This is a genomic window from Spongiibacter tropicus DSM 19543, from assembly GCF_000420325.1.
In the GTDB taxonomy this organism is placed as follows: Bacteria; Pseudomonadota; Gammaproteobacteria; order Pseudomonadales; family Spongiibacteraceae; genus Spongiibacter; species Spongiibacter tropicus.
In genome coordinates this window covers 1,513,405-1,532,077 of sequence record NZ_ATUS01000001.1, presented here as the reverse complement: position 1 = coordinate 1,532,077, position 18,673 = coordinate 1,513,405, and the positions used below count along the sequence as shown (strand labels likewise).

Annotated in this window: 16 protein-coding genes; 9 read left to right on the top strand and 7 right to left on the bottom strand. The window is 59.5% G+C overall.

Going from position 1 to position 18,673, the window contains the following annotated elements:
• Window positions 1-132: 132 nt before the first annotated feature.
• Window positions 133-1,371, top strand: a complete 1,239-nt coding sequence (gene serB / locus G411_RS0107180; protein WP_022958504.1) for a phosphoserine phosphatase SerB — start codon at window positions 133-135, stop codon at window positions 1,369-1,371.
• Here serB and G411_RS0107175 read toward each other — a convergent pair.
• The 3 genes from G411_RS0107175 to epmB form a co-directional block, all read right to left on the bottom strand.
• Window positions 1,347-3,353: an EAL domain-containing protein gene (locus G411_RS0107175; RefSeq protein WP_022958503.1), complete on the bottom strand. Its 2,007-nt coding sequence runs from the start codon at window positions 3,351-3,353 to the stop codon at window positions 1,347-1,349. The genes serB and G411_RS0107175 overlap by 25 nt on opposite strands.
• A 38-nt stretch (window positions 3,354-3,391) precedes the next feature.
• Entirely contained in the window at window positions 3,392-5,200 is a 1,809-nt protein-coding gene (locus tag G411_RS0107170) for a hypothetical protein (RefSeq protein WP_022958502.1), read from the bottom strand.
• 73 nt (window positions 5,201-5,273) lie between these two features.
• Entirely contained in the window at window positions 5,274-6,284 is a 1,011-nt protein-coding gene (epmB, locus tag G411_RS0107165; RefSeq protein WP_022958501.1) for an EF-P beta-lysylation protein EpmB, read from the bottom strand.
• A gap of 46 nt (window positions 6,285-6,330) precedes the next feature.
• Between epmB and efp the strand changes: the two genes are divergently transcribed.
• A complete protein-coding gene (gene efp / locus G411_RS0107160) occupies window positions 6,331-6,900 on the top strand; it encodes an elongation factor P (protein ID WP_022958500.1) in 570 nt (189 codons plus the stop codon).
• The gene (gene epmA / locus G411_RS0107155) at window positions 6,901-7,860 is read left to right on the top strand and encodes an EF-P lysine aminoacylase EpmA (RefSeq protein WP_022958499.1); all 960 of its coding nucleotides are present in this window, start codon (window positions 6,901-6,903) and stop codon (window positions 7,858-7,860) included.
• On the opposite strand, the gene asd is transcribed toward epmA, so the two are convergent.
• The 3 genes from asd to rsgA form a co-directional block, all read right to left on the bottom strand.
• The gene (gene asd, locus G411_RS0107150; RefSeq protein ID WP_022958498.1) at window positions 7,857-8,696 is read right to left on the bottom strand and encodes an archaetidylserine decarboxylase; all 840 of its coding nucleotides are present in this window, start codon (window positions 8,694-8,696) and stop codon (window positions 7,857-7,859) included. The genes epmA and asd overlap by 4 nt on opposite strands.
• A 72-nt stretch (window positions 8,697-8,768) precedes the next feature.
• Window positions 8,769-9,593: a sulfurtransferase gene (locus tag G411_RS0107145; protein ID WP_022958497.1), complete on the bottom strand. Its 825-nt coding sequence runs from the start codon at window positions 9,591-9,593 to the stop codon at window positions 8,769-8,771.
• 102 nt (window positions 9,594-9,695) lie between these two features.
• Window positions 9,696-10,700, bottom strand: coding sequence for a small ribosomal subunit biogenesis GTPase RsgA (gene rsgA, locus G411_RS0107140; RefSeq protein ID WP_022958496.1), 1,005 nt, complete (start codon window positions 10,698-10,700; stop codon window positions 9,696-9,698).
• Window positions 10,701-10,799: 99 nt separating this feature from the next.
• Here rsgA and orn point away from each other — a divergent pair, with 99 nt between their 5' ends.
• A complete protein-coding gene (orn, locus tag G411_RS0107135) occupies window positions 10,800-11,345 on the top strand; it encodes an oligoribonuclease (RefSeq protein ID WP_022958495.1) in 546 nt (181 codons plus the stop codon).
• Window positions 11,346-11,352: 7 nt separating this feature from the next.
• Here the strand turns inward: orn and queG are convergent, their stop codons facing one another.
• On the bottom strand, window positions 11,353-12,441 hold the full coding sequence (gene queG, locus G411_RS0107130; RefSeq protein WP_022958494.1) for a tRNA epoxyqueuosine(34) reductase QueG: 1,089 nt from the start codon (window positions 12,439-12,441) through the stop codon (window positions 11,353-11,355).
• A 30-nt stretch (window positions 12,442-12,471) separates the two neighbouring features.
• Between queG and G411_RS0107125 the strand changes: the two genes are divergently transcribed.
• From G411_RS0107125 to miaA, 5 genes are read left to right on the top strand one after another with little or no spacing between them, the layout of a single operon-like run.
• Window positions 12,472-14,025 carry an NAD(P)H-hydrate dehydratase gene (locus G411_RS0107125; RefSeq protein WP_245542371.1) on the top strand — a complete coding sequence of 518 codons (1,554 nt, stop codon included), beginning with the start codon at window positions 12,472-12,474 and terminating at the stop codon, window positions 14,023-14,025.
• Window positions 14,009-14,470 carry a tRNA (adenosine(37)-N6)-threonylcarbamoyltransferase complex ATPase subunit type 1 TsaE gene (tsaE, locus tag G411_RS0107120; protein ID WP_022958492.1) on the top strand — a complete coding sequence of 154 codons (462 nt, stop codon included), beginning with the start codon at window positions 14,009-14,011 and terminating at the stop codon, window positions 14,468-14,470. The genes G411_RS0107125 and tsaE overlap by 17 nt, the downstream gene beginning before the upstream one ends.
• A complete protein-coding gene (locus G411_RS0107115; protein WP_022958491.1) occupies window positions 14,467-15,795 on the top strand; it encodes an N-acetylmuramoyl-L-alanine amidase in 1,329 nt (442 codons plus the stop codon). Before tsaE ends, G411_RS0107115 begins: the two co-directional genes overlap by 4 nt.
• On the top strand, window positions 15,792-17,630 hold the full coding sequence (gene mutL, locus G411_RS0107110; RefSeq protein ID WP_022958490.1) for a DNA mismatch repair endonuclease MutL: 1,839 nt from the start codon (window positions 15,792-15,794) through the stop codon (window positions 17,628-17,630). Before G411_RS0107115 ends, mutL begins: the two co-directional genes overlap by 4 nt.
• A 31-nt stretch (window positions 17,631-17,661) precedes the next feature.
• The gene (gene miaA / locus G411_RS0107105) at window positions 17,662-18,576 is read left to right on the top strand and encodes a tRNA (adenosine(37)-N6)-dimethylallyltransferase MiaA (RefSeq protein WP_022958489.1); all 915 of its coding nucleotides are present in this window, start codon (window positions 17,662-17,664) and stop codon (window positions 18,574-18,576) included.
• The last annotated feature ends 97 nt before the right edge of the window (window positions 18,577-18,673 follow it).

The following is an 18,673-nucleotide window of genomic DNA, read 5'->3' as shown; positions in this document are numbered from 1 at the left end:
CGAGTATAGCAAGCCTGCAGCGGCGGTAGGCAGGCTTCTTCGCACAGCTGTGAAATTGTGGCCTTTCGCGCATGGTGTGCTTGGGCGAAACCGGCAGTCCCGCTACAATAGCGCGCAAACCAAGGGGGCAGTGTGAACGAAATCATCATGATCAATATCGCCGGCGACGATCGCCCCGGCGTGACCAGCTCGATTACCGGTATTCTCGCCGATCACGAGGTGACGGTGCTTGATATTGGTCAGGCGGTGATTCACGACAGCCTGTCACTGGGGCTGCTGGTGTCACTGCCAGCGGGCACTGAAGCGGCGAGCATCCTCAAAGACGTACTGTTTCGCTGCCATGAAATGCAGTTGCAGGTGCGCTTTCTCCCTGTTGAGGCCGAGCGTTATCAGCAGTGGGTGGCTGGGCAGGGCAAGCAGCGGCATATCGTCACGCTGCTGGCGCGCAAGATCAGTGCCCGGCACATTGCCCGGGTGACCGAGATTGTGTCTCGCTATGGTTTGAATATAGACCGTATTGATCGCTTGTCGGGGCGCGTGCCACTTGAAGGCGTCGACGAGCAAGCCAAGGCCTCGGTGGAGTTGTCGGTGCGGGGCAATCTGGTGGATGCGTCAGACTTTCGCCGGGAGCTGCTGCAGCTGGCCAGCGCCATGGATATCGATATTGCCTATCAGGAAGACAGTATGTTCCGGCGCACCCGCCGCCTGGTGGCCTTCGATATGGATTCCACGCTGATCGAGGCTGAAGTGATCGACGAGCTGGCCCGGGCTGCTGGAGTCGGTGAGCAGGTGGTGGAAATCACCGAGCGGGCGATGCGCGGCGAGATTGATTTCAAAGAGAGCTTTGCCGCGCGGGTGGCTTTGCTCAAGGGGCTGGACGAGTCCGTGCTCGAAGGGATCGCGCAGGCTCTGCCGATTACCGAAGGCGCCGAGCGCCTGGTGTCGACGCTCAAGCGTCTCGGCTATAAAACGGCGATTCTGTCGGGCGGCTTTACCTACTTCGGGCGCTTTTTGCAGGAGCGCTTGGGAATCGACTACGTCTATGCCAACGAGCTGGCTATCCAGGATGGCAAAGTCACCGGCGAGGTCAGTGGTGTGGTGGTGGATGGCCAGCGTAAGGCCGAGCTATTGCAGGAAATTGCCCGCAAGGAAGGCATTGATATGGAGCAGTGCATCGCGGTCGGTGACGGTGCCAACGACCTGCCCATGCTGAGCATTGCCGGTTTGGGGATTGCATTCCGGGCCAAACCGATTGTGCGGGAAAATGCCAAACAGTCGATTTCGACATTGGGCTTGGACGGCATTCTTTATTTGCTGGGGATCAGTGACCGTCTCACTTCACCGCATCAGCCGAACGTCGCGAACTCGTAGCTCATCTCCGGCGAAGGATCCTGCACATAGCTGCCTTGAATAAAGTCGGGGCCCAGCTGCCATAATACGGCCAGACTGGCGGCACTGCTCACATTGGGGATCAATACCCGGCTGTTCAGGCGGCGTCCGCCTTCAATAATGTCGCGAATTTCTTCGGTGCTCAGGCTGTCAGTTTTGCGCACGCCGGGCTTAATCAGGCGCGGCTGCACATGCTGAAGGAATTTATTGCCACCCTTGCTACGGCCATAGTTGCGCACGGCCACGCCTACGCCCATGTCTGCCAGCTGCCGACAGCAGTCCAGTGCCGGTTTGAGTGAGCTGGCAATACTCTCTTCGCTGAATTGCAGAGTGACGGCCCTGCCGGGCAGACCAGCGGCTTTCATCGCAACGCCCAGCCAGGAGCAGAACTCTTCATCGTGAAAGACATTGCCGCTGAGATTAATCGTCAGATTGATGTCGTCGCCATCGCTGCGGCGTTTGGCCAGTTGTTTGGTGGTTTCGACCACGATCCAGCGATCGAGCTTGTTGTTGCCGGGGTCGCCCTCAATGGCGCGAAGCATTTCGCCGGCGGTGACTTCGCCTTCCTGCCAGTCGCGAATATCCAGAAACGACTCGTAGTAATCGCCGTCGGCCTCACTGAGGTTAATGATCGGTTGAAATAAAATTTGCAGTCGCTCGTCGGCGAAGGCTTCATCGACCACGTCGCTGATGCTGCCCCGGCTTTGAAGCTGTTGGCGATCCCGGTGATAAATCTCGGCGTGATTGCCGCCGGATTGCGTCAGTCGCTGCAGGCTGTCGTAGCCATTGTCTATTAGCGAGGCCGCGTGCGGCGCCGTGAGGTGGTTGATGGGCAGAATAATTGCGCTCAACGTGCATTGTCGAGACTGTTTCCGCACCTCAAAAATTTCCCCCTCGATGGCTCTAAGCAGTTCGTTAGCCATTTCCAGCGCACGCTGGCTGGGTACGTGGTGTGCGATAACGGCAATCATGTCATCGGTGATGCGACCGTAGTGTTGTGCTGGCAACAGTGCCTGGATGCGCTCGCTGAGGTGCTCAAGCAGCAGCTCCATGCCGGACAGTTTGAGGTCATGGCGGTGCTTGCTGAAGTTATCCAGCTTGAGAATGAGCAGCGCGCTGTTGCTGTTGCGCTGGGTGTCGACAAAGTCCTGAAGCAGTTGCTGGAAGTACCGGCGATTAGCCAGTCCCGTGGACGGGTCGAGGTGGCCAGTGGCTGCTTCCGTCGAATTGTCGTGCAGGGTGAGTTGAATGCATGCCTCGCCATCGTAGCTGGCATTGTCGCAGTGAATACTGGCTTTGAACTCCTGATTGTCAGCATCGACAAAGCTGACTTCAAACTGGGTGCCCTGATCTGTCTGCAACTGTTTTTTCAGTGCGTTCTTGAAGCGTTCCTGATCCTTGTTGGCGATCAGATCGACAATCGGAAAACCGTCCAGCTCTTCCTGATTCATGCGCTGGCAGAACAGTTCGTTGGCATAGATGATCATGCCGTCGGTGATGTAGCAAACCGCGTCCTGGTGGGTATTAAGGAGCAGGCTGTTACGCTGCTGCTCTTCCTGCAGTGCCTGTTGCGTGGCGGTTAGCTCGCGGCGGGTTTCCAGGGCCTGCAGTTCCCGCTGGGCCAGCATGAACAAGCGACTGCGATTGTGGCTGCTGAGAATCAGGCTCACTGCCTCATCGGGCAGTGGAAGCCCCTCGTCGTCATTGAGATAGATAAGAGGCAGGTCACAGCTCAGGTGCCGCAAAATTTTGCCGCACTGCTCAATCGGCAGGCTGGAGCGCATGGCGTCGAAGAAAATGAGATCCCAGCGCTCGTCGCCAAGCAGCTTTTCCAGCTGTGGCCCATCGCTGATACTGCGTGTATGCGCAACCTTACCCGCCCGGCGAAAGGTGCTGACGATGTCCTCGGCGTCGTCGTCCGACAGGCCGATGAACAGCAGTTTGTTGGCAGAATTACGGGTCATAGTGCCTCAGATACTGAGCGCAATACAGGCGCTTGTCTCTACAGAATATCCCATATTTTATGGAAGTCGGCTTCGCCTTCATCATCGCTGTGTGACGCGGTGAGCTTTCCTTCGCTTACTGGCGGGGTGCGTCCTTGATCCCGGTAACTGAATAGCTTGAATGCGGTTGAACTGTCGAGGCAGTCGCCAAGCTTGATGCGCATAACATGGCCGGGTCGCACGAGTTCGACGGTCTGCCCGGCAGAAAATGACGCGGTGCTGGTCAGCATGATGCGAGCATCGTTGTTTTGCGGGTCGCTGGGAATAAGTAGTGCACGCTGAAACTCTTCGACAGGCAGCCCGGCCTGAACAGGTCGTGCGCTGTAGGGCGTTGCGGCTGAGGCCACGACTTCCACGCCCATCTGATGGCTGTCATCACTGCGCAGCCAGCGGACGATGGCAACACGCCAGCTGTCGTAGTCATTGGTTTTGATGCCGATGACCTCACCTGTACGAATGCGCAGGGTTGGTGAATCTGGCCATTCGATCCGATAGCCATTGCTGCTGCTGTCGAGGAGCCGGGCGCGCAGGTAGCTGTACTGGGCTTCTGCTTTTCCGGCGGCTGGACCGTCCTGGGGTAAGCGGTAGTCAATATTTTCGATTTCCGCCGAACCATGACGACTGACGCCCCAGGTCGGTAGTGTTTCTCCTTCCACTTCGCGAGTGTCGTGACTGCTTATCTGCGACCAGGGGTCACCCTCTTGCGTTTTTCCACTGTAGGGGTCCGGGCGGAGGTGGGCATCATCGCCGTCGATTTCGAACTGCTCGAACGGCATTTGATTTGCGGCGTAGTAATGTGTGGGGTTCATGCCCACGGTGATCAGCGCTGTTTCATTGCAGGGGATGCGCTCAGAGGCACGGACCGTCGCTGCGCTCCAGGCGATACTGAGCTGTGCCAGCAGCGACTCCGGCATTTTAATGGACTTGCCCTGCGAGGAAGGAGGAATCAGGTGCAGTAATTTGGCGCTGCCACCCTGAAGTGCGCGAGTATCGATGCCCAGCCAGCCGGGTGCCGGAGCCCGGTTGGCCAGTTCACGGTATAGCGGTGGGCGATCTTCTTCCGGATCTAACAGGAAGACACAGCTCTCCAGGCCCTTGTTGCGCAGCTCGAGATGCGCCGTCCAGTAGTTCAAGCCAACAAATACCTGCTCCATATACCGCTGTGGCATCTGATGACAGCGGCTGCAGGCGAGCATCAATGGTCGCAGGTAGGCTTGTTCGAGCGTGCCGCTGCCCCGGGACTTGTCACTGATTTTCGCGCGCTCCAGTTTGTGGAGCTGAGCGGCGTGGAAAATATTGTGCAGGTTCAGCCAGAAGCGCGAACCTGGTGAGCGGTACAGTTGGTAGGTGCGCAGCAGTACCGACGCGTGTTCGGTCATCGCCCGATGCAGACAGGCCGCCATCGTTTCTTTGGGCTTGAGCAGGCGTGATTCCAGCTCCATGGCGATGAATGCCTGACAGTAGCCCTGCGCGAGTACGGTATTGAGCGTATCGGCCAGCAGGACAATTTTTTCCGCTTTTTCCGGCAGTACGATGGCTTTATTCAGGTAATGCTGAGCCAGGCCGTCGGTGATGTAGTGCACATGAGGTCTAAATTTTTCGAGAATATCGAAGCGGTCTTTGCCTTTGCAGCGAACGTGACTTAATTCACCCAGCGCTTGGTAGAGACGGCGGGTCGTCTCGCCGAGATTGGCGCGGGGCAGCGTATCCAGCCATTTGCCCACAGCAGTGGCGTTCAGCACAAACAGGCTGTGCTGATGGCGATTGATTTCTGGCAAGGGTACCAACAGGCTGGAGGTGCTGTTCATTGTCGTCCGCTTTTTTATGACAGGGCGATAAATATCGATGGCTGCTCAGAATTGTTTTCTACGCGTTACACCATCATAGCGCAAGTGGGCGTTTGCTTAGAGCCCCGGGTTCTTCCCGAACCAGTTTGGGCACCAGATAGCCCGGTAGTCGGGCAAGCATCGCTTCGGCGAGCGCGACGGCTTCCTCGTCGCTGCGCTCAAAATGACTGGCGCCGTTCACTTTGTCCAAGACATGTAAATAGTAGGGTAGCACTCCACAGGCGAATAGACGTCGACTCAGCGCAGATAGCGTGTCGGCGGAATCATTGATGCCGCGCAATAACACGCTTTGGTTGAGAAGTGTAAACCCCCGGTGCTTCAAGGCGAGGAGGGCGGCTTCGCTGTGGCTATCCAGTTCATTGGCGTGATTGCTGTGGATCACTATGACCGTCTGCAGCCTTGGGTGCTCGAGACTGTCCAGTAGCGTCTCGGTAATCCTCGCCGGTAACACCAGCGGCATGCGGGTGTGCAGGCGCAGGGTGGTGACGTGGTCGATGGCGGCCAGTCGGTCGCGCAGAATGGCCAGATAGTCATCGGGCAGTGACAGTGGGTCACCGCCACTGAGGATGACTTCGCTGATTTCCGGGTGACTGGCAATATAGTCGATGGCCTGTTGCCAGTCTGCCAGACTGGGCCGGTTGTCGTTGTAGGGAAAATTGCGCCGGAAGCAATAGCGACAGTGAACCGCGCAGGCCGGGCTGGTAATCAGCAGCACCCGCCCGTGGTATTTGTGGATCAGCCCGGGTATGGGGTTGGCGCTGGCCTCGTCGAGGGGGTCGTCGCTGTAGCCGGGTGTGACGTCGACCTCGGCCTGCTGTGGCAATATCTGCAGCAACAGGGGGTCTTCCCAGTCGCCGACTTGCATCTTGGCGACGAAGGCCTCGGTCACGCGCAGGGGAAAGCTTCGCAGCGCCGCACTGAGGTCCGGGCGCTCCTCCGGGTTTAGCTGCAAACGCTCGAACAGTTGCTGCGGGTCGCGAATCATTGAGCGGTACTGTTCCTGCCAATCTGCAGTCTGCCAATATGGCGCGTTAAGAGGTATCATGTTGCCCTTTTTCAATTACGCGTAAACCCAGTCGCTGAGGATAATCATGGCTGTCTATTCTACCAACGAATTTCGTTCGGGATTGAAAGTGATGCTCGATGGTGAGCCCTGCTCAATTCTGGATAATGAATTTGTAAAGCCCGGCAAGGGCCAAGCCTTCAACCGCGTGAAGATGCGCAACCTCAACACCGGCCGTGTTTGGGAGCGGACCTTCAAATCCGGTGAATCGCTGGAAGGTGCCGATGTGATGGATCATGAAATGGAATACCTCTACAACGACGGGGAATTCTATCACTTCATGGACCCCAATAATTTCGAGCAGGTTCAGGCCGATGCCAAAGCCGTAGGCGATGCCTCACAGTGGCTGAAAGAGCAGGATCTGTGCACCGTGACCCTTTACAACGGCGCCCCGCTGTCGGTTACTCCGCCCAACTTTGTCGAGCTGGAAATTGTGGAAACTGACCCCGGCCTGAAAGGTGATACCGCCCAGGGTGGTACCAAGCCTGCGCACCTGAGCACGGGCGCTGTGGTCAAAGTGCCCTTGTTCATCAGTCAGGGCGAAGTCGTTCGTGTTGACACCCGCAGTGGTGAATACGTTAGCCGGGTGAAAAGCTAATTGCGCGACTGGCGTCCCACTGCAACGCTGGCTGCGCTGGGGCGCCGTGCCGAACTGCTGATGGCGGTTCGGCAGTTCTTTGCGGCACGCGGGGTGATGGAGGTGGAAACACCGCTGTTGGCCTCCGCGCCGGTCACTGATCCGAATATTGACGCTATTGCGGCGACCGATCCCCTGTCGGGCGATCATCCTCTCTACCTGCAAACCTCTCCTGAATTTGCCATGAAACGCCTGCTGGCCGCCGGTAGCGGGCCGATCTATCAGCTTTGCAAAGCGTTCCGTCGCGGTGAGCGGGGGGGGCGTCACAACCCTGAATTCTCCATGCTTGAATGGTACCGGCCGGATATGCCGCTGCCAGCTTTGATGGATGAGGTCGTCGCGCTCATCAACACCCTGATCGGTGAGCATCCACGCCGGGATGTGAGTTATCGGCAGGCATTTATCGAACATGCGGGGCTGGACCCGTTTACCGCCTCGGTGGATGCCTTGCGCGATTGCGCGGCCGGACATCTGGAGCTGAACTTCGACAGCGATGATCGGGACATGTGGTTACAACTGTTGATGTCCACGGTTGTGGAAGCGGCATTCGACCCTGAAGAACTCACTCTCGTCTACGACTTTCCCGCCTCACAGGCGGCGCTGGCAAAGGTGGAAAATGGCCGCGATGGGCTGGCGCTTGCGTGCCGCTTTGAGGCTTTCAGTGGCGGACTGGAACTGGCAAATGGCTACGATGAACTGCGCGATGCCAGTGAGCTGCTGCGCAGAATCCGCCGCGATCACGAGCAGCGCAAAACGGCCGGGCAGGAGCTGCCGCCGATCGATCGCTATTTACTGGCGGCGATGAATGCCGGTCTGCCGCCCTGTAGCGGTGTGGCGATGGGCTTTGACCGCTTGGTGATGCTCAGCCTTGGGGCTGAGCGTATTGATGAGGTGATTGCCTTTCCGTTGGAGCGGGTTTAATCCCGCTCGGCCAGTGCCTCACCCAGGCGTGTGGGGGTCAGGGCTTCAAACTTGTCCAGCCAGTCGATTTTATCCTTGCCAAACAGCAGTATGACCGTGGAGCCGAGTTTGAAACGGCCCATTTCCTCACCTTTTTTCAGCGTCGGTGCGTCCTGCGGATAATTGCGTGTTGTGATCTGGCGCGGCGGTGGGGCGATCTGTCCATCCCACACGGTTTCAATCCCGGCGACGATCATGGCGCCGACCAGAATCATGGCCATGGGCCCGAACTCCGTATCAAACACGCATATCGCGCGCTCGTTGCGGGCAAACAGGCTGCGCACATTTTCCGCCGTGGTGGTATTGACTGAAAACAGTTTGCCCGGCACGTAGGTCATGCTGCGCAGGGTGCCGTCTACCGGCATATGAACCCGATGGTAGTCGCGGGGGGACAGGTAGATCGTGGCAAAGCTGCCGCCGTCGAATTCGGCGGTCAGGGCCTTGTCGTCACCCAGCAGGGTTTGCAGGCTGTAATCCTGGCCTTTGGCCTGAAAAATCCGACCGCGATTGATCTCTCCCAGTTGGCTGATCGCGCCGTCGGCAGGGCAGACAACCGGGGCGTCGTCGATGGGGCGGGCGCCGTCTTTCAGTGCCCGGGTGAAAAAAGCGTTGAAGTTGGCGTAGGCCTCCGGTGCGCTGTCCACTGCTTCACTCATGTCGACCTTGTACTGCGTAATAAAGCGCCGGATCAACAGGTTTTTCAGCCAGGGCAGGCGACACTCGGCAAGTTTGCCGACCAGGCGCGACAGCAGGTGCTGGGGTAACAGGTATTGCAGAATAATAAATGCGGTATCCAAGGCCTTGTCTCTATCAGTGTGGTTGTGAGCTGGTTATCTGTTGGCAATGTGTCGGTGGCTTGCTGCCGGTAATCAGGGCTCGCCGCCCTCGCGAATGGGTGTGTCGCTCCGGTTGCCCCACTCGCCCCAGGAGCCGTGATAGCCCTTGATGTGCGGGTAACCGAGAATTTTCATCAGCAAATAGCTCAGGCCAGAGCGGTGGTGGGTCTGGCAGTGGGTAATCACGCTGCGGTCCGGGGTAATGCCCAGCGACTCCAGCGTGGCCTTCAGACTATCTAAGCCTTTGAAACGATAGTTATTGGCCTTGTCCATCAGTTCCAGCCAGTCGAGATTGACGGCGCCGGGGATGTGGCCGCCACGTTGGGCCAGCACTTTTTCGCCGCGGTATTCTTCCGGGGAGCGAGCATCCCAGATGACAAGCTGGCGGTTGTCCAGCAGCGTGATGAAATCCTCGATCTCGGCGATGGGGGTGCTGTCGATATGGATCTCCAGCTCACTGGGCTCGGCGGTGTTCTCGCCACTTTCTACCGGGTGGTCGCCCGCCAGCCAGGCGTGAAGACCGCCGTTCAAGTAAGAGTAACGGTGGTGACCGATAGCGTCGAGGGTCCAGATCAGGCGCCCGGCCCAGCCGCCGCCTTCGTCATCGTAGACCAGTACGTGGCTGTCCGGGTGCAGGCCCACTCGTGAAAACAGGGCCTGGAGTTGTTCCTCGTGGGGAATTTTGCCAACGGCGGGTTTTTCACCGCGCTGGAGTTCGGCGGGGGCGATATGCAGGGCCCCCGGAATATGGTGGCGCAGGTAGTTTTCCCGGCTGCTGGTGTCGAGAATCAGCAGTTCCGGTGTGTCCAGTGCCTGTTCAAGATCGGCGGCTTCAATCAGTAGCGGTAAGTCGCTCATAGTCAGTACCCCTTTTAGCTGGGCGGATTGTAGCAGCTTGTCTGCGTCCGCGACGATGTACCCATTGTGACCCGCGAAGGCGCTGTGGTGTTCAATGAGAGCTCAGCGAATGCTGTCGATAATTTGCTGGTAACTGGCAAAGCGCTCGGGGTGAATATCGCCCTGCTCAACGGCTTCACGCAGGGCGCAGCCCGGCTCCTGCTCGTGTTTGCAGTCCCGGAAGCGGCAGTGGCCGATAAACGGGCGGAACTCGACAAAACCGTGCAGCACTTCCTCCGGCCCGAGATTCCACAGTGCGAATTCGCGAATACCGGGAGAGTCAATCAGACTGCCGCCCTCCGGGAAGTGGTAGAGCCGCGCGGTCGTGGTGGTGTGGCGTCCTTTGGCATGGGCTTCTGACAGCGCGCCAACACGGGTGTCGGTGCCCGGCAGCAGGTGATTGACCAGCGAGGACTTGCCGACGCCGGACTGGCCGACAAAGGCGCTGATGTGCTGGTCGAGAAGCTGCTTCAGCTCGCTCAAGCCGCCGTCTTCTTTGCAGGAGGCGGTGATCAGGCGGTAACCGATGTCCCGATAGCGCTCTACCATGCCCAGCAGTGTGGCATCGCGCTCTGGGTCGAGCAGGTCGGCCTTGTTCAGCAGCAGCATCGGGGTGATGTCGCTGTGCTCCGCCGCGACCAGGTAGCGATCAATCAGGTTGGCGTGGGCCAGTGGTTCCGGGGCGATCACAATGACAATCAGGTCGATATTGGCGGCGACTGGCTTCAGTCTGTTGAAGTTGTCCGGGCGCTGCAGCAGTGACTGGCGAGGCTCGCGTGCAACCACCACGCCGGTGGGTTTGCCGGGTCGCCAGATCACCCGGTCGCCGGTGACCAGTCCGTCGATATTGCTGCGCACATGGCAGCGCTGCTGTTCGCCATCGCGGCCTTCAACGTCGAGCTGCTGGCCAAAATGGCTGACGACGATACCGGTCTGTTCCGGCCCCAGCTCACCCTCGTTGAGCGACGACTCGGCGTCATCGGCGCGGCGCTGTGCCCGCGCGCTGCGCTCCGCCTGGATTTTTTCGATGCGCCAACGCTGCTGGCGGCTGATTCGGCGTTTACTCATTATCGGCCCTGTATGAACAGTCGCTCATATTACCTGATGAGCTGTTACAATCCACGCTTCAGGCACCAAGCTGGGAGCCGCCTGCGCGGAGGTATGACGATGTCCAAAGCTACAAATCTGATCTGGATTGACCTGGAAATGACCGGTCTGGATACCCAGAGCGACCATATTATTGAGATTGCCACGGTGGTGACCGATGCCGATCTCAACACCCTGGATGAGGGGCCGGTATTGGCGATTCACCAGTCCGATGAGGTGTTGGCGGCGATGGATGAATGGAATACCACCCAGCATGGGCAGTCTGGCTTGGTAAAACGGGTCAAAGAGACCTGCCTGACGGCGGAGGAAGCGGAGCGTCTGACGCTGGAATTTCTCTACAAACATGTGGACGAGGGGGCATCCCCGATGTGCGGCAACAGCATTTGTCAGGACCGCCGCTTTCTGGCGAGGGAGATGCCGCAGTTGGAGCGCTATTTCCATTACCGTAATCTGGATGTCAGCAGCCTGAAAGAGCTGGCCCGCCGCTGGCGACCGGATATTCTCAACGGCTTGAAAAAGAATGCCAGCCATCTGGCACTGGATGATATTCGCGACTCCATTGCCGAGCTTCGCCACTATCGCGAGCATTTCCTCCGCCTCGACTGAGGCGCCCTCAGCGATCGCTGCCGATCAGTGCCGCTTTTTGCTGTTGCTGTGCGATCGCCCAATCAATATGTTCCGCGACCATCTCCTCGACCTCGGTGCGACGTTGTTGAAGCGCCTTAAGAATCGCCGGGTCGTGGTGCGCATTCCCCAGTCCGACAGCGAGATTGCGCAGCCAGCGAGGGTAGCCAATGCGCCGAATCGCTGAGCCGGCTGTCCGCTCCAGGAACTGCGTTTCCGTCCACTGAAACAGAGAGAGCAGTTCGCTGTTGTCCAGCTGGTGGCGGGGCACAAAATCCCCTTCAGTACTGGGTTGTGCGAACTTGTTCCATGGGCAGACAAGCTGGCAGTCGTCGCAGCCGAACACGCGATTGCCCATAGCGCTGCGCAGCTCGGTAGGAATCGGGCCGTGCAGCTCAATAGTCAGATAGGAAATACAGCGCCGCGCATCGACCTGATAGGGGGCGACAATAGCCTGCGTGGGGCAATCATCCAGACAGGCTCTGCAACTGCCGCAGTGGCTGGTTTCCTGCGGGGCATCGATGGGGAGTGGCAAGCTGGTGTATATCTCGCCAAGAAAAAACCAGGAGCCGGCGCGGCTGTTGATGAGCATGCTGTTTTTGCCAATCCAGCCCAGTCCTGCCTGCTCGGCGTAGCCGCGCTCCAGCACCGGCGCGCTGTCAACAAAGGCGCGGTGCCGCCCGCCCGCCTGCTGCTCAATGCGTTGGGCCAGCTGCGACAGGCGCTTGCGTATCAGCTTGTGGTAGTCGCGGCCCAGCGCGTAGCGTGAGATATACGCCTTCTGCGGCGATTGCAGCACGGTATTGGCGTCTTCGCCGCCGGCCAGGTAATCCATTCGGGCGCTGATCACGCGAACCGTGCCTTCATGGAGGGCGTTGGCATCGGCGCGCAGTGCCTCGCGCGCCGACATATAGCCCATTTCGCCGTGATAGCCTTTCTCTAGCCACTCGTTAAGTCGCTGTGCATGGGGGTGGTTGTCGGCGGTGCCGATGCCGATATGGGCAAAGCCCAATTCCTGTCCCCACCGCTTGATCTCGGTGGCGAGGTGGGTCAGGTCGGGGGTGGCGTGTTCGCTCATCGGCTGTCGGCGCGGTCATTGAGGGGTATCATGAACGGTATTCTACATGGCTGGAGAGATGAAATGGATGCTGTGCGGGCAACCGGCCCTGATCCACTGGCGCTGTATCGGGCGCAGCAGTCGAGAGAAATGGATCGCCGTGCGATTGATGGCGGCATTCCTGGCTTTGAGTTGATGTGCCATGCCGGGGCAGCGGCGTTTGCGCAGTTGCAGCGACGTTGGCCGAAGGCGCGCTGTGTTGAGGTGTTTTGCGGTGGTGGCAACAACGGCGGCGACGGCTATGTCATTGCCGCGTTGGCACGGCAGGCGGGCTTTTCCGTGCAATTGTGGGCGCTCAGCCAGAATCTGAAAGGCGATGCGGCGCTGGCGGCTGATATGGCCCGCAATGCGGGGGTGCTCGCCGAGCCCTGGCAGGGGCAGAGGCCTGAGGCAGACTCAGTGATTGTCGACGCGCTGCTGGGCACCGGCTTCAGTGGTCCGCTGCGCGAGGACTATGCGCAGGTCATTACCGCGATTAACGCGGCCTCGTTGCCGGTGCTGGCGATTGATGTGCCCTCGGGGCTGAGTGCCGACACGGGAATGCACGGCGGTGAGGCGGTGCGAGCCACACTTACGGTGAGCTTTATCGCCTGGAAGTGTGGCCTGTTTACCGGCGTGGCACCGGAGTATTGCGGTGAGTTGCTGCTTGAAGATTTGGGGCTGGCATCGGCGTTGTTTGAGGAATTTCCGCCCGCTGCTTGCCGTATTGATCTGGATGCCCGGCTGCGTAGCTGGGGTCCCCGCCCGCTGGCGGCGCATAAAGGGCACTTTGGTCATGTGCTGGTGATGGGCGGCGATTACGGCACGGCAGGGGCGGTGATACTGGCCTCCAGTGCCGCGGCCCGTTGTGGCGCCGGGCTGATCTCCTGCGCCACGCATCCCGAGCATCTGGCGGCGATTCTTGCTCAGCGTCCCGAGGTGATGGTGCATCCGCTGGGGGCGTCGCCGGAGCTGGCGACGCAGTTGGCGAGGGCTTCTGTGTTGGTGATTGGGCCAGGACTGGGACAGAGTGACTGGGGGCAATCACTGCTGACCCAGGCGCTGGCTTCGGATAAACCGCTAGTGATGGATGCCGATGCCCTGAACCTGATCGCCGCCCAGCCCGACCGGTATATGAAACACTGTGACGCGCAGCCCGGCCGTGTGCGGGTGATGACGCCGCACCCCGGCGAAGCGGCGCGGTTGCTCGGTTGCAGTGTGGCAGCTCTGCAGGCTGACCGCTTTCAGTCTTGCCGGGAGCTGGCGCGGCGTTACCGCGCGGTGGTGCTGTTAAAAGGCGCGGGAACCCTTATTGACGACGGACAGCGATGCTGGGTGAATGAAGGTGGTAATCCGGGCATGGCCAGTGGTGGCATGGGGGATGTGCTCAGCGGTATTATCGCCGCGTTGCTGGCGCAGGGCCTGTCTGCCAGTGACGCCTGCTGCATGGGGGCTGCCGTGCACGCACGGTCAGCGGATCGCGCGGCCCAAACTGGCGAACGCGGCCTGCTGGCGATGGATGTAGTGGAACAACTTCGGGGAGTCATGAATGGCCTACAGCCTTGAGCTGGCGGATGAGGCGGCGACGGTCGCGGCGGGAGAGCAGTTGGGTGCTCAGCTATTGCCATCAACGGTGCTGTTTCTGCACGGTGATCTCGGGGCCGGTAAAACCACCTTTTGTCGGGGAGTGTTACGTGCCTTCGGGCATACCGGCGCGGTAAAAAGTCCGACGTATACGCTGGTGGAACCCTATGACATGCCGGAGGTCAGTGTTTATCACTTTGATCTGTATCGGCTGGGTGATCCCGAAGAGCTGGAATACATGGGGCTGAGGGATTACCTCAATGACCGCAGTATCTGTCTGATTGAGTGGCCTGAGCGGGGGGCGGGAATTTTGCCAGCTCCCGATATACAGGTTAACATCCGCCAACAGGGACACGGTCGACGCCTGACGCTCGAGGCCAACAGCGAGCGCGGGCAAGAGATCATCACGAAATTAAAGGCGCTATGAAACCTACCCACATCGCTGCCCTGTGTATCACACTGCTGTTTGCCGGCTTCGCATCGGCCGCCGACGTGCGCGATGTGCGTTTCTGGCGTGCGCCGGATCACAGCCGTGTGGTGTTCGACCTCACCGCGCCGGTCAGTCATGAAGTCATTTCCCTGAGCGGCCCTGATCGCCTGGTAGTGGACATCTCCACTGCCGAAATGAAGGCGGCCACGGATACGCTGACCTTCGAGAACAGCCCCATTCAGCGCATGCGCTACGCGGCAAAGCCCGACGGCAAGCTGCGGGTCGTGTTTGATCTCAGTGATGCGGTTCAGGCACGCAGCTTTTTCCTCGCTGCGAGTGCGGGCCAGAACGACCGCTTGGTCGTGGATTTTCTTGACCAGCAGAAAGAAAACGAGCCACCCAAGGTGGTGAAAAGTGTCAGCGAAACGCCGCAGCGCGATGTGGTGATTGCCATCGACGCCGGTCACGGCGGCGAGGATCCCGGTGCCATTGGCCCCGGTAAGCTGCGTGAAAAGGATGTTGTTTATAAGATTGCTAAAAAACTGCAGGCCAAGTTCCAGAGCAAGCGCGGCTATCAAGTCGTGATGATTCGCGACGGCGACTATTACGTGGGGCTCGCCAAACGTCGCGATCTGGCTCGCAAGGCCCAAGCCGATTTCTTTGTGTCGGTGCATGCCGATGCCTTCACTCACCCCAGCGCCAATGGCAGCTCGGTGTATGCTCTGTCTCAACGTGGTGCCACGAGTGCCTCGGCGCGAATTCTGGCTCGCCGCGAGAACGAGGCTGACCTGGTGGGTGGTGTGAGCCTTTCTGATAAGGATCACGTGCTGGCCGGGGTGCTGACCGACCTGTCGATGACGGCCACACTGGATGCCAGTTTGAGTGTAGGGGCGCAACTGCTGGGTGAAATGGGCAAGATTTCCCGCCTGCACAGCAAGCGTGTTGAACAGGCGGGCTTTGCGGTACTCAAGTCGCCGGATATTCCCTCGCTGCTGGTCGAGACCGGGTTTATCTCTAACCCTGGAGAAGCCCGAAAGCTGGCAACGTCGCGCTATCAAAACCAGATGGCCCAGGCGATTTTTGAGGGCATCGATCGCTATTTCCGCGAAAGCCCGCCGCCAGATACCTACTTCGCCGCGGTTAAGCGTGGCACGGTGGCCCCGTCCAACGACGTGCGCGAATACATTATTGCCAGCGGCGATACCCTGTCGGGGATCAGTGCCCGTCACAACATCAGTGTTGCAGAGTTGCAGCGTCACAATGGCCTGGCGGACAGTGCAATCCGCGTCGGTCAGAAAATTCAGATTCCCCCGGTTCAATGACAAAAATTCATTTACTTGATCCTCGACTGGCGAACCAGATCGCCGCGGGCGAGGTGGTAGAGCGTCCCGCCTCGGTGGTTAAAGAACTGGTAGAGAACAGCCTGGATGCCGGTGCCCGCCGCATCGACCTGGAAGTGGAAGAGGGCGGCGTTAAGCTGATTCGCGTTCGCGATGACGGTGGCGGTATCGGCAAAGAAGATTTGCCACTGGCGCTCAGTCGTCATGCCACCAGTAAAATTAACGATCTCAGCGATTTGGAAGCCGTTGCGAGTCTGGGGTTTCGCGGTGAGGCGCTGGCCAGTATCAGCTCGGTCTCGCGGCTGTGTTTAAGCAGCGCCAACGGCGACGACAGCAGCGGGTGGGCGGCGCGCTCCGAGGGCCGAGATATGAGTGCCGTATTGGAGCCGGTGGCACATCCGCGCGGCACGACGGTGGAGGTGCGCGACCTGTTCTTTAATACCCCGGCGCGCCGCAAGTTTTTACGTACTGAAAAAACCGAGTTCGGCCATCTCGATGAGGTCGTCAAGCGGCAGGCCTTGGGTCGCTTTGACGTCGGTTTTTCGCTGCGCCACAACGGACGGGCGGTTCACAGCCTGAAACCTGCGCAGAGTCAGCTCGAGCAGGAGCGCCGTCTGGCGGCAGTTTGCGGCCCGGCGTTTATGGAAAATGCGCTGTTTATCGAGCGCGAGGCCATTGGTCTGCGGTTGTGGGGTTGGGTAGCCCTGCCTGGCTTCTCCCGGAGTCAGGCGGATTTGCAGCATTTCTACGTCAACGGTCGCTACATCCGTGACCGCCTAGTCGCCCATGCGGTGCGACAGGCCTACCGCGATGTGTTGTTCAATGGCCGCCATCCGGCCTTTGTTTTGTATCTGGAACTGGATCCGGCGCTGGTCGATGTGAATGTGCATCCGACCAAGCACGAAGTACGTTTTCGCGATGGTCGCAGCGTGCACGATTTTATTTTCCGCACCTTGCACAAAACGCTTGCGGACGTGCGCCCTGACACGGCTCCCCAGAATGCCTCGATTCCCCCGCCGACGTCGACGCTGCAATCCATGCCGCAGCAGCAGTCTGCCATGCCGCTGCGGGAGGCTGATTGGTCAACGCCCGCCGCGCTGGCAGCGCCGCCATCGGGAGGCTATCAGTCGCCGTCGCCGTATGCTGGTGGCAGTAATGTCTCGCGGGTGGCGGATCAAATGCCCGCTTATCAACGCTTGCAGGATCCGTCGCCGGACGAAAGCGATGCGGAAGTTCCGCCGCTGGGGTACGCGCTGGCTCAGCTCAAGGGCGTCTATATTCTGGCGGAAAATGCCCAGGGTATGGTGTTGGTGGACATGCATGCTGCCCACGAACGGATTACCTATGAGCGTATGAAGGCGGCCAGAGACGGCGAGGGCTTGCGAAGTCAGCCCCTGCTGGTGCCGCAGTCGCTGGCGGTCAGCGAGCGCGAAGCCGATTGTGCCGAGCAGCACGCGGCGGTATTTGCCGAGCTGGGCATGCGCGTCGAGCGGGCTTCTCAGGAATCGCTGGTCGTACGCGAACTGCCGGTGATTCTCGCTGACAGTCAGGTCGAGCAACTGGTGCGCGATGTGATCGCCGACCTGCTGGAATATGGCAGTACGGACCGGATTGCTGCCCATATCAATGAAATTCTCGCGACCATGGCCTGTCATGGCTCGGTTCGCGCCAATCGACGGCTCACGATTCCCGAAATGAACGGCCTGCTGCGGGACATGGAAGCCACCGAGCGAAGCGGCCAATGCAATCATGGCCGTCCTACTTGGGTACAGGTGAGCATGGCCGAGCTCGACAAGTGGTTCCTGCGTGGTCGCTGAGCCTTCCGCCCTGCCAACGGCTATTCTACTTATGGGGCCGACGGCCTCGGGTAAAACCGATTTGGCCATGGCGCTCTGCGACGCACTGCCCTGCGACATTATCAGCGTGGATTCCGCGCTGGTTTACCGGGGGCTGGATATTGGCAGCGCCAAACCCAGCCCGGCAGAACTGGCGCGCTACCCCCATGCACTGGTGGACATTTGCGACCCCTCCGAGGCCTATTCTGCGGCGATGTTCCGCCGCGATGCCCTGCGGGAAATGCAGCGCAGTAGCGACGCGGGGCGGATTCCCCTGCTGGTGGGCGGCACCATGCTGTATTTCAAGGCGCTGCTGGAAGGGCTCGCCGACATGCCCGAGGCCGATCCGGCAATTCGCGAGGCCATCGCCGACAAGGCGAAGCGCGAGGGCTGGCCAGCCATTCATGCCGAGCTGGCGGGGGTGGATCCGGTCTGCGCCGAGCAGATTCACCCCAATCACAGTCAGCGACTCAGTCGGGCGTTGGAAGTCTATCGCGCCAGTGGCGTGACGATGAGTGAATGGCGTGCGCGTCAGATCGAGCAACGTCCGCCCTGGCAGTTTTTTCAGTTTGCGGTGGCGCCGCCGGATCGCGCCGAACTGCATCGCCGGATCGCGCTGCGCTTGCGGATCATGTTTGAGCAGGGTTTTGTTGAGGAGGTGCGCAGCCTGATGGCGCGGGGCGACCTGCACGAGGAGCTGCCCGCCGTTCGCGCCGTGGGTTATCGCCAGGTCTGGCAGCATTTGCAGGGGCGTTATGATCTGGATGAGGCCTTCGAGCGGGCACTGATTGCCAGTCGCCAACTCGCCAAGCGACAGATGACCTGGCTGCGGGGCTGGAAAGATTTACAGTGGCTGGGAACTGGAGAGCGTCGCGAAGATCAACTAAATACCGTGATAGCGGCGCTCGGCAATGCTATAAGTGATTGACATGCGCTATACTGGGCCAACCCAGGTTAATTTGCGAACTTGCGAGGCTGCTCTCGGTCCACAGCTCGTATTTTGATTGATACTTTTTATCAGCGCC

Bases quoted from the DNA above. Each gene is read 5' to 3' on its own strand.
- G411_RS0107175 (WP_022958503.1), bottom strand. From the start codon at position 3,353: ATGACCCGTAATTCTGCCAACAAACTGCTGTTCATCGGCCTGTCGGAC.
- G411_RS0107170 (WP_022958502.1), bottom strand. From the start codon at position 5,200: ATGAACAGCACCTCCAGCCTGTTGGTACCCTTGCCAGAAATCAATCGC.
- epmB (WP_022958501.1), bottom strand. From the start codon at position 6,284: ATGATACCTCTTAACGCGCCATATTGGCAGACTGCAGATTGGCAGGAA.
- efp (WP_022958500.1), top strand. From the start codon at position 6,331: ATGGCTGTCTATTCTACCAACGAATTTCGTTCGGGATTGAAAGTGATG.
- G411_RS0107145 (WP_022958497.1), bottom strand. From the start codon at position 9,593: ATGAGCGACTTACCGCTACTGATTGAAGCCGCCGATCTTGAACAGGCA.
- rsgA (WP_022958496.1), bottom strand. From the start codon at position 10,700: ATGAGTAAACGCCGAATCAGCCGCCAGCAGCGTTGGCGCATCGAAAAA.
- orn (WP_022958495.1), top strand. From the start codon at position 10,800: ATGTCCAAAGCTACAAATCTGATCTGGATTGACCTGGAAATGACCGGT.
- queG (WP_022958494.1), bottom strand. From the start codon at position 12,441: ATGAGCGAACACGCCACCCCCGACCTGACCCACCTCGCCACCGAGATC.
- G411_RS0107125 (WP_245542371.1), top strand. From the start codon at position 12,472: ATGAACGGTATTCTACATGGCTGGAGAGATGAAATGGATGCTGTGCGG.
- tsaE (WP_022958492.1), top strand. From the start codon at position 14,009: ATGGCCTACAGCCTTGAGCTGGCGGATGAGGCGGCGACGGTCGCGGCG.
- G411_RS0107115 (WP_022958491.1), top strand. From the start codon at position 14,467: ATGAAACCTACCCACATCGCTGCCCTGTGTATCACACTGCTGTTTGCC.
- mutL (WP_022958490.1), top strand. From the start codon at position 15,792: ATGACAAAAATTCATTTACTTGATCCTCGACTGGCGAACCAGATCGCC.
- miaA (WP_022958489.1), top strand. From the start codon at position 17,662: ATGGGGCCGACGGCCTCGGGTAAAACCGATTTGGCCATGGCGCTCTGC.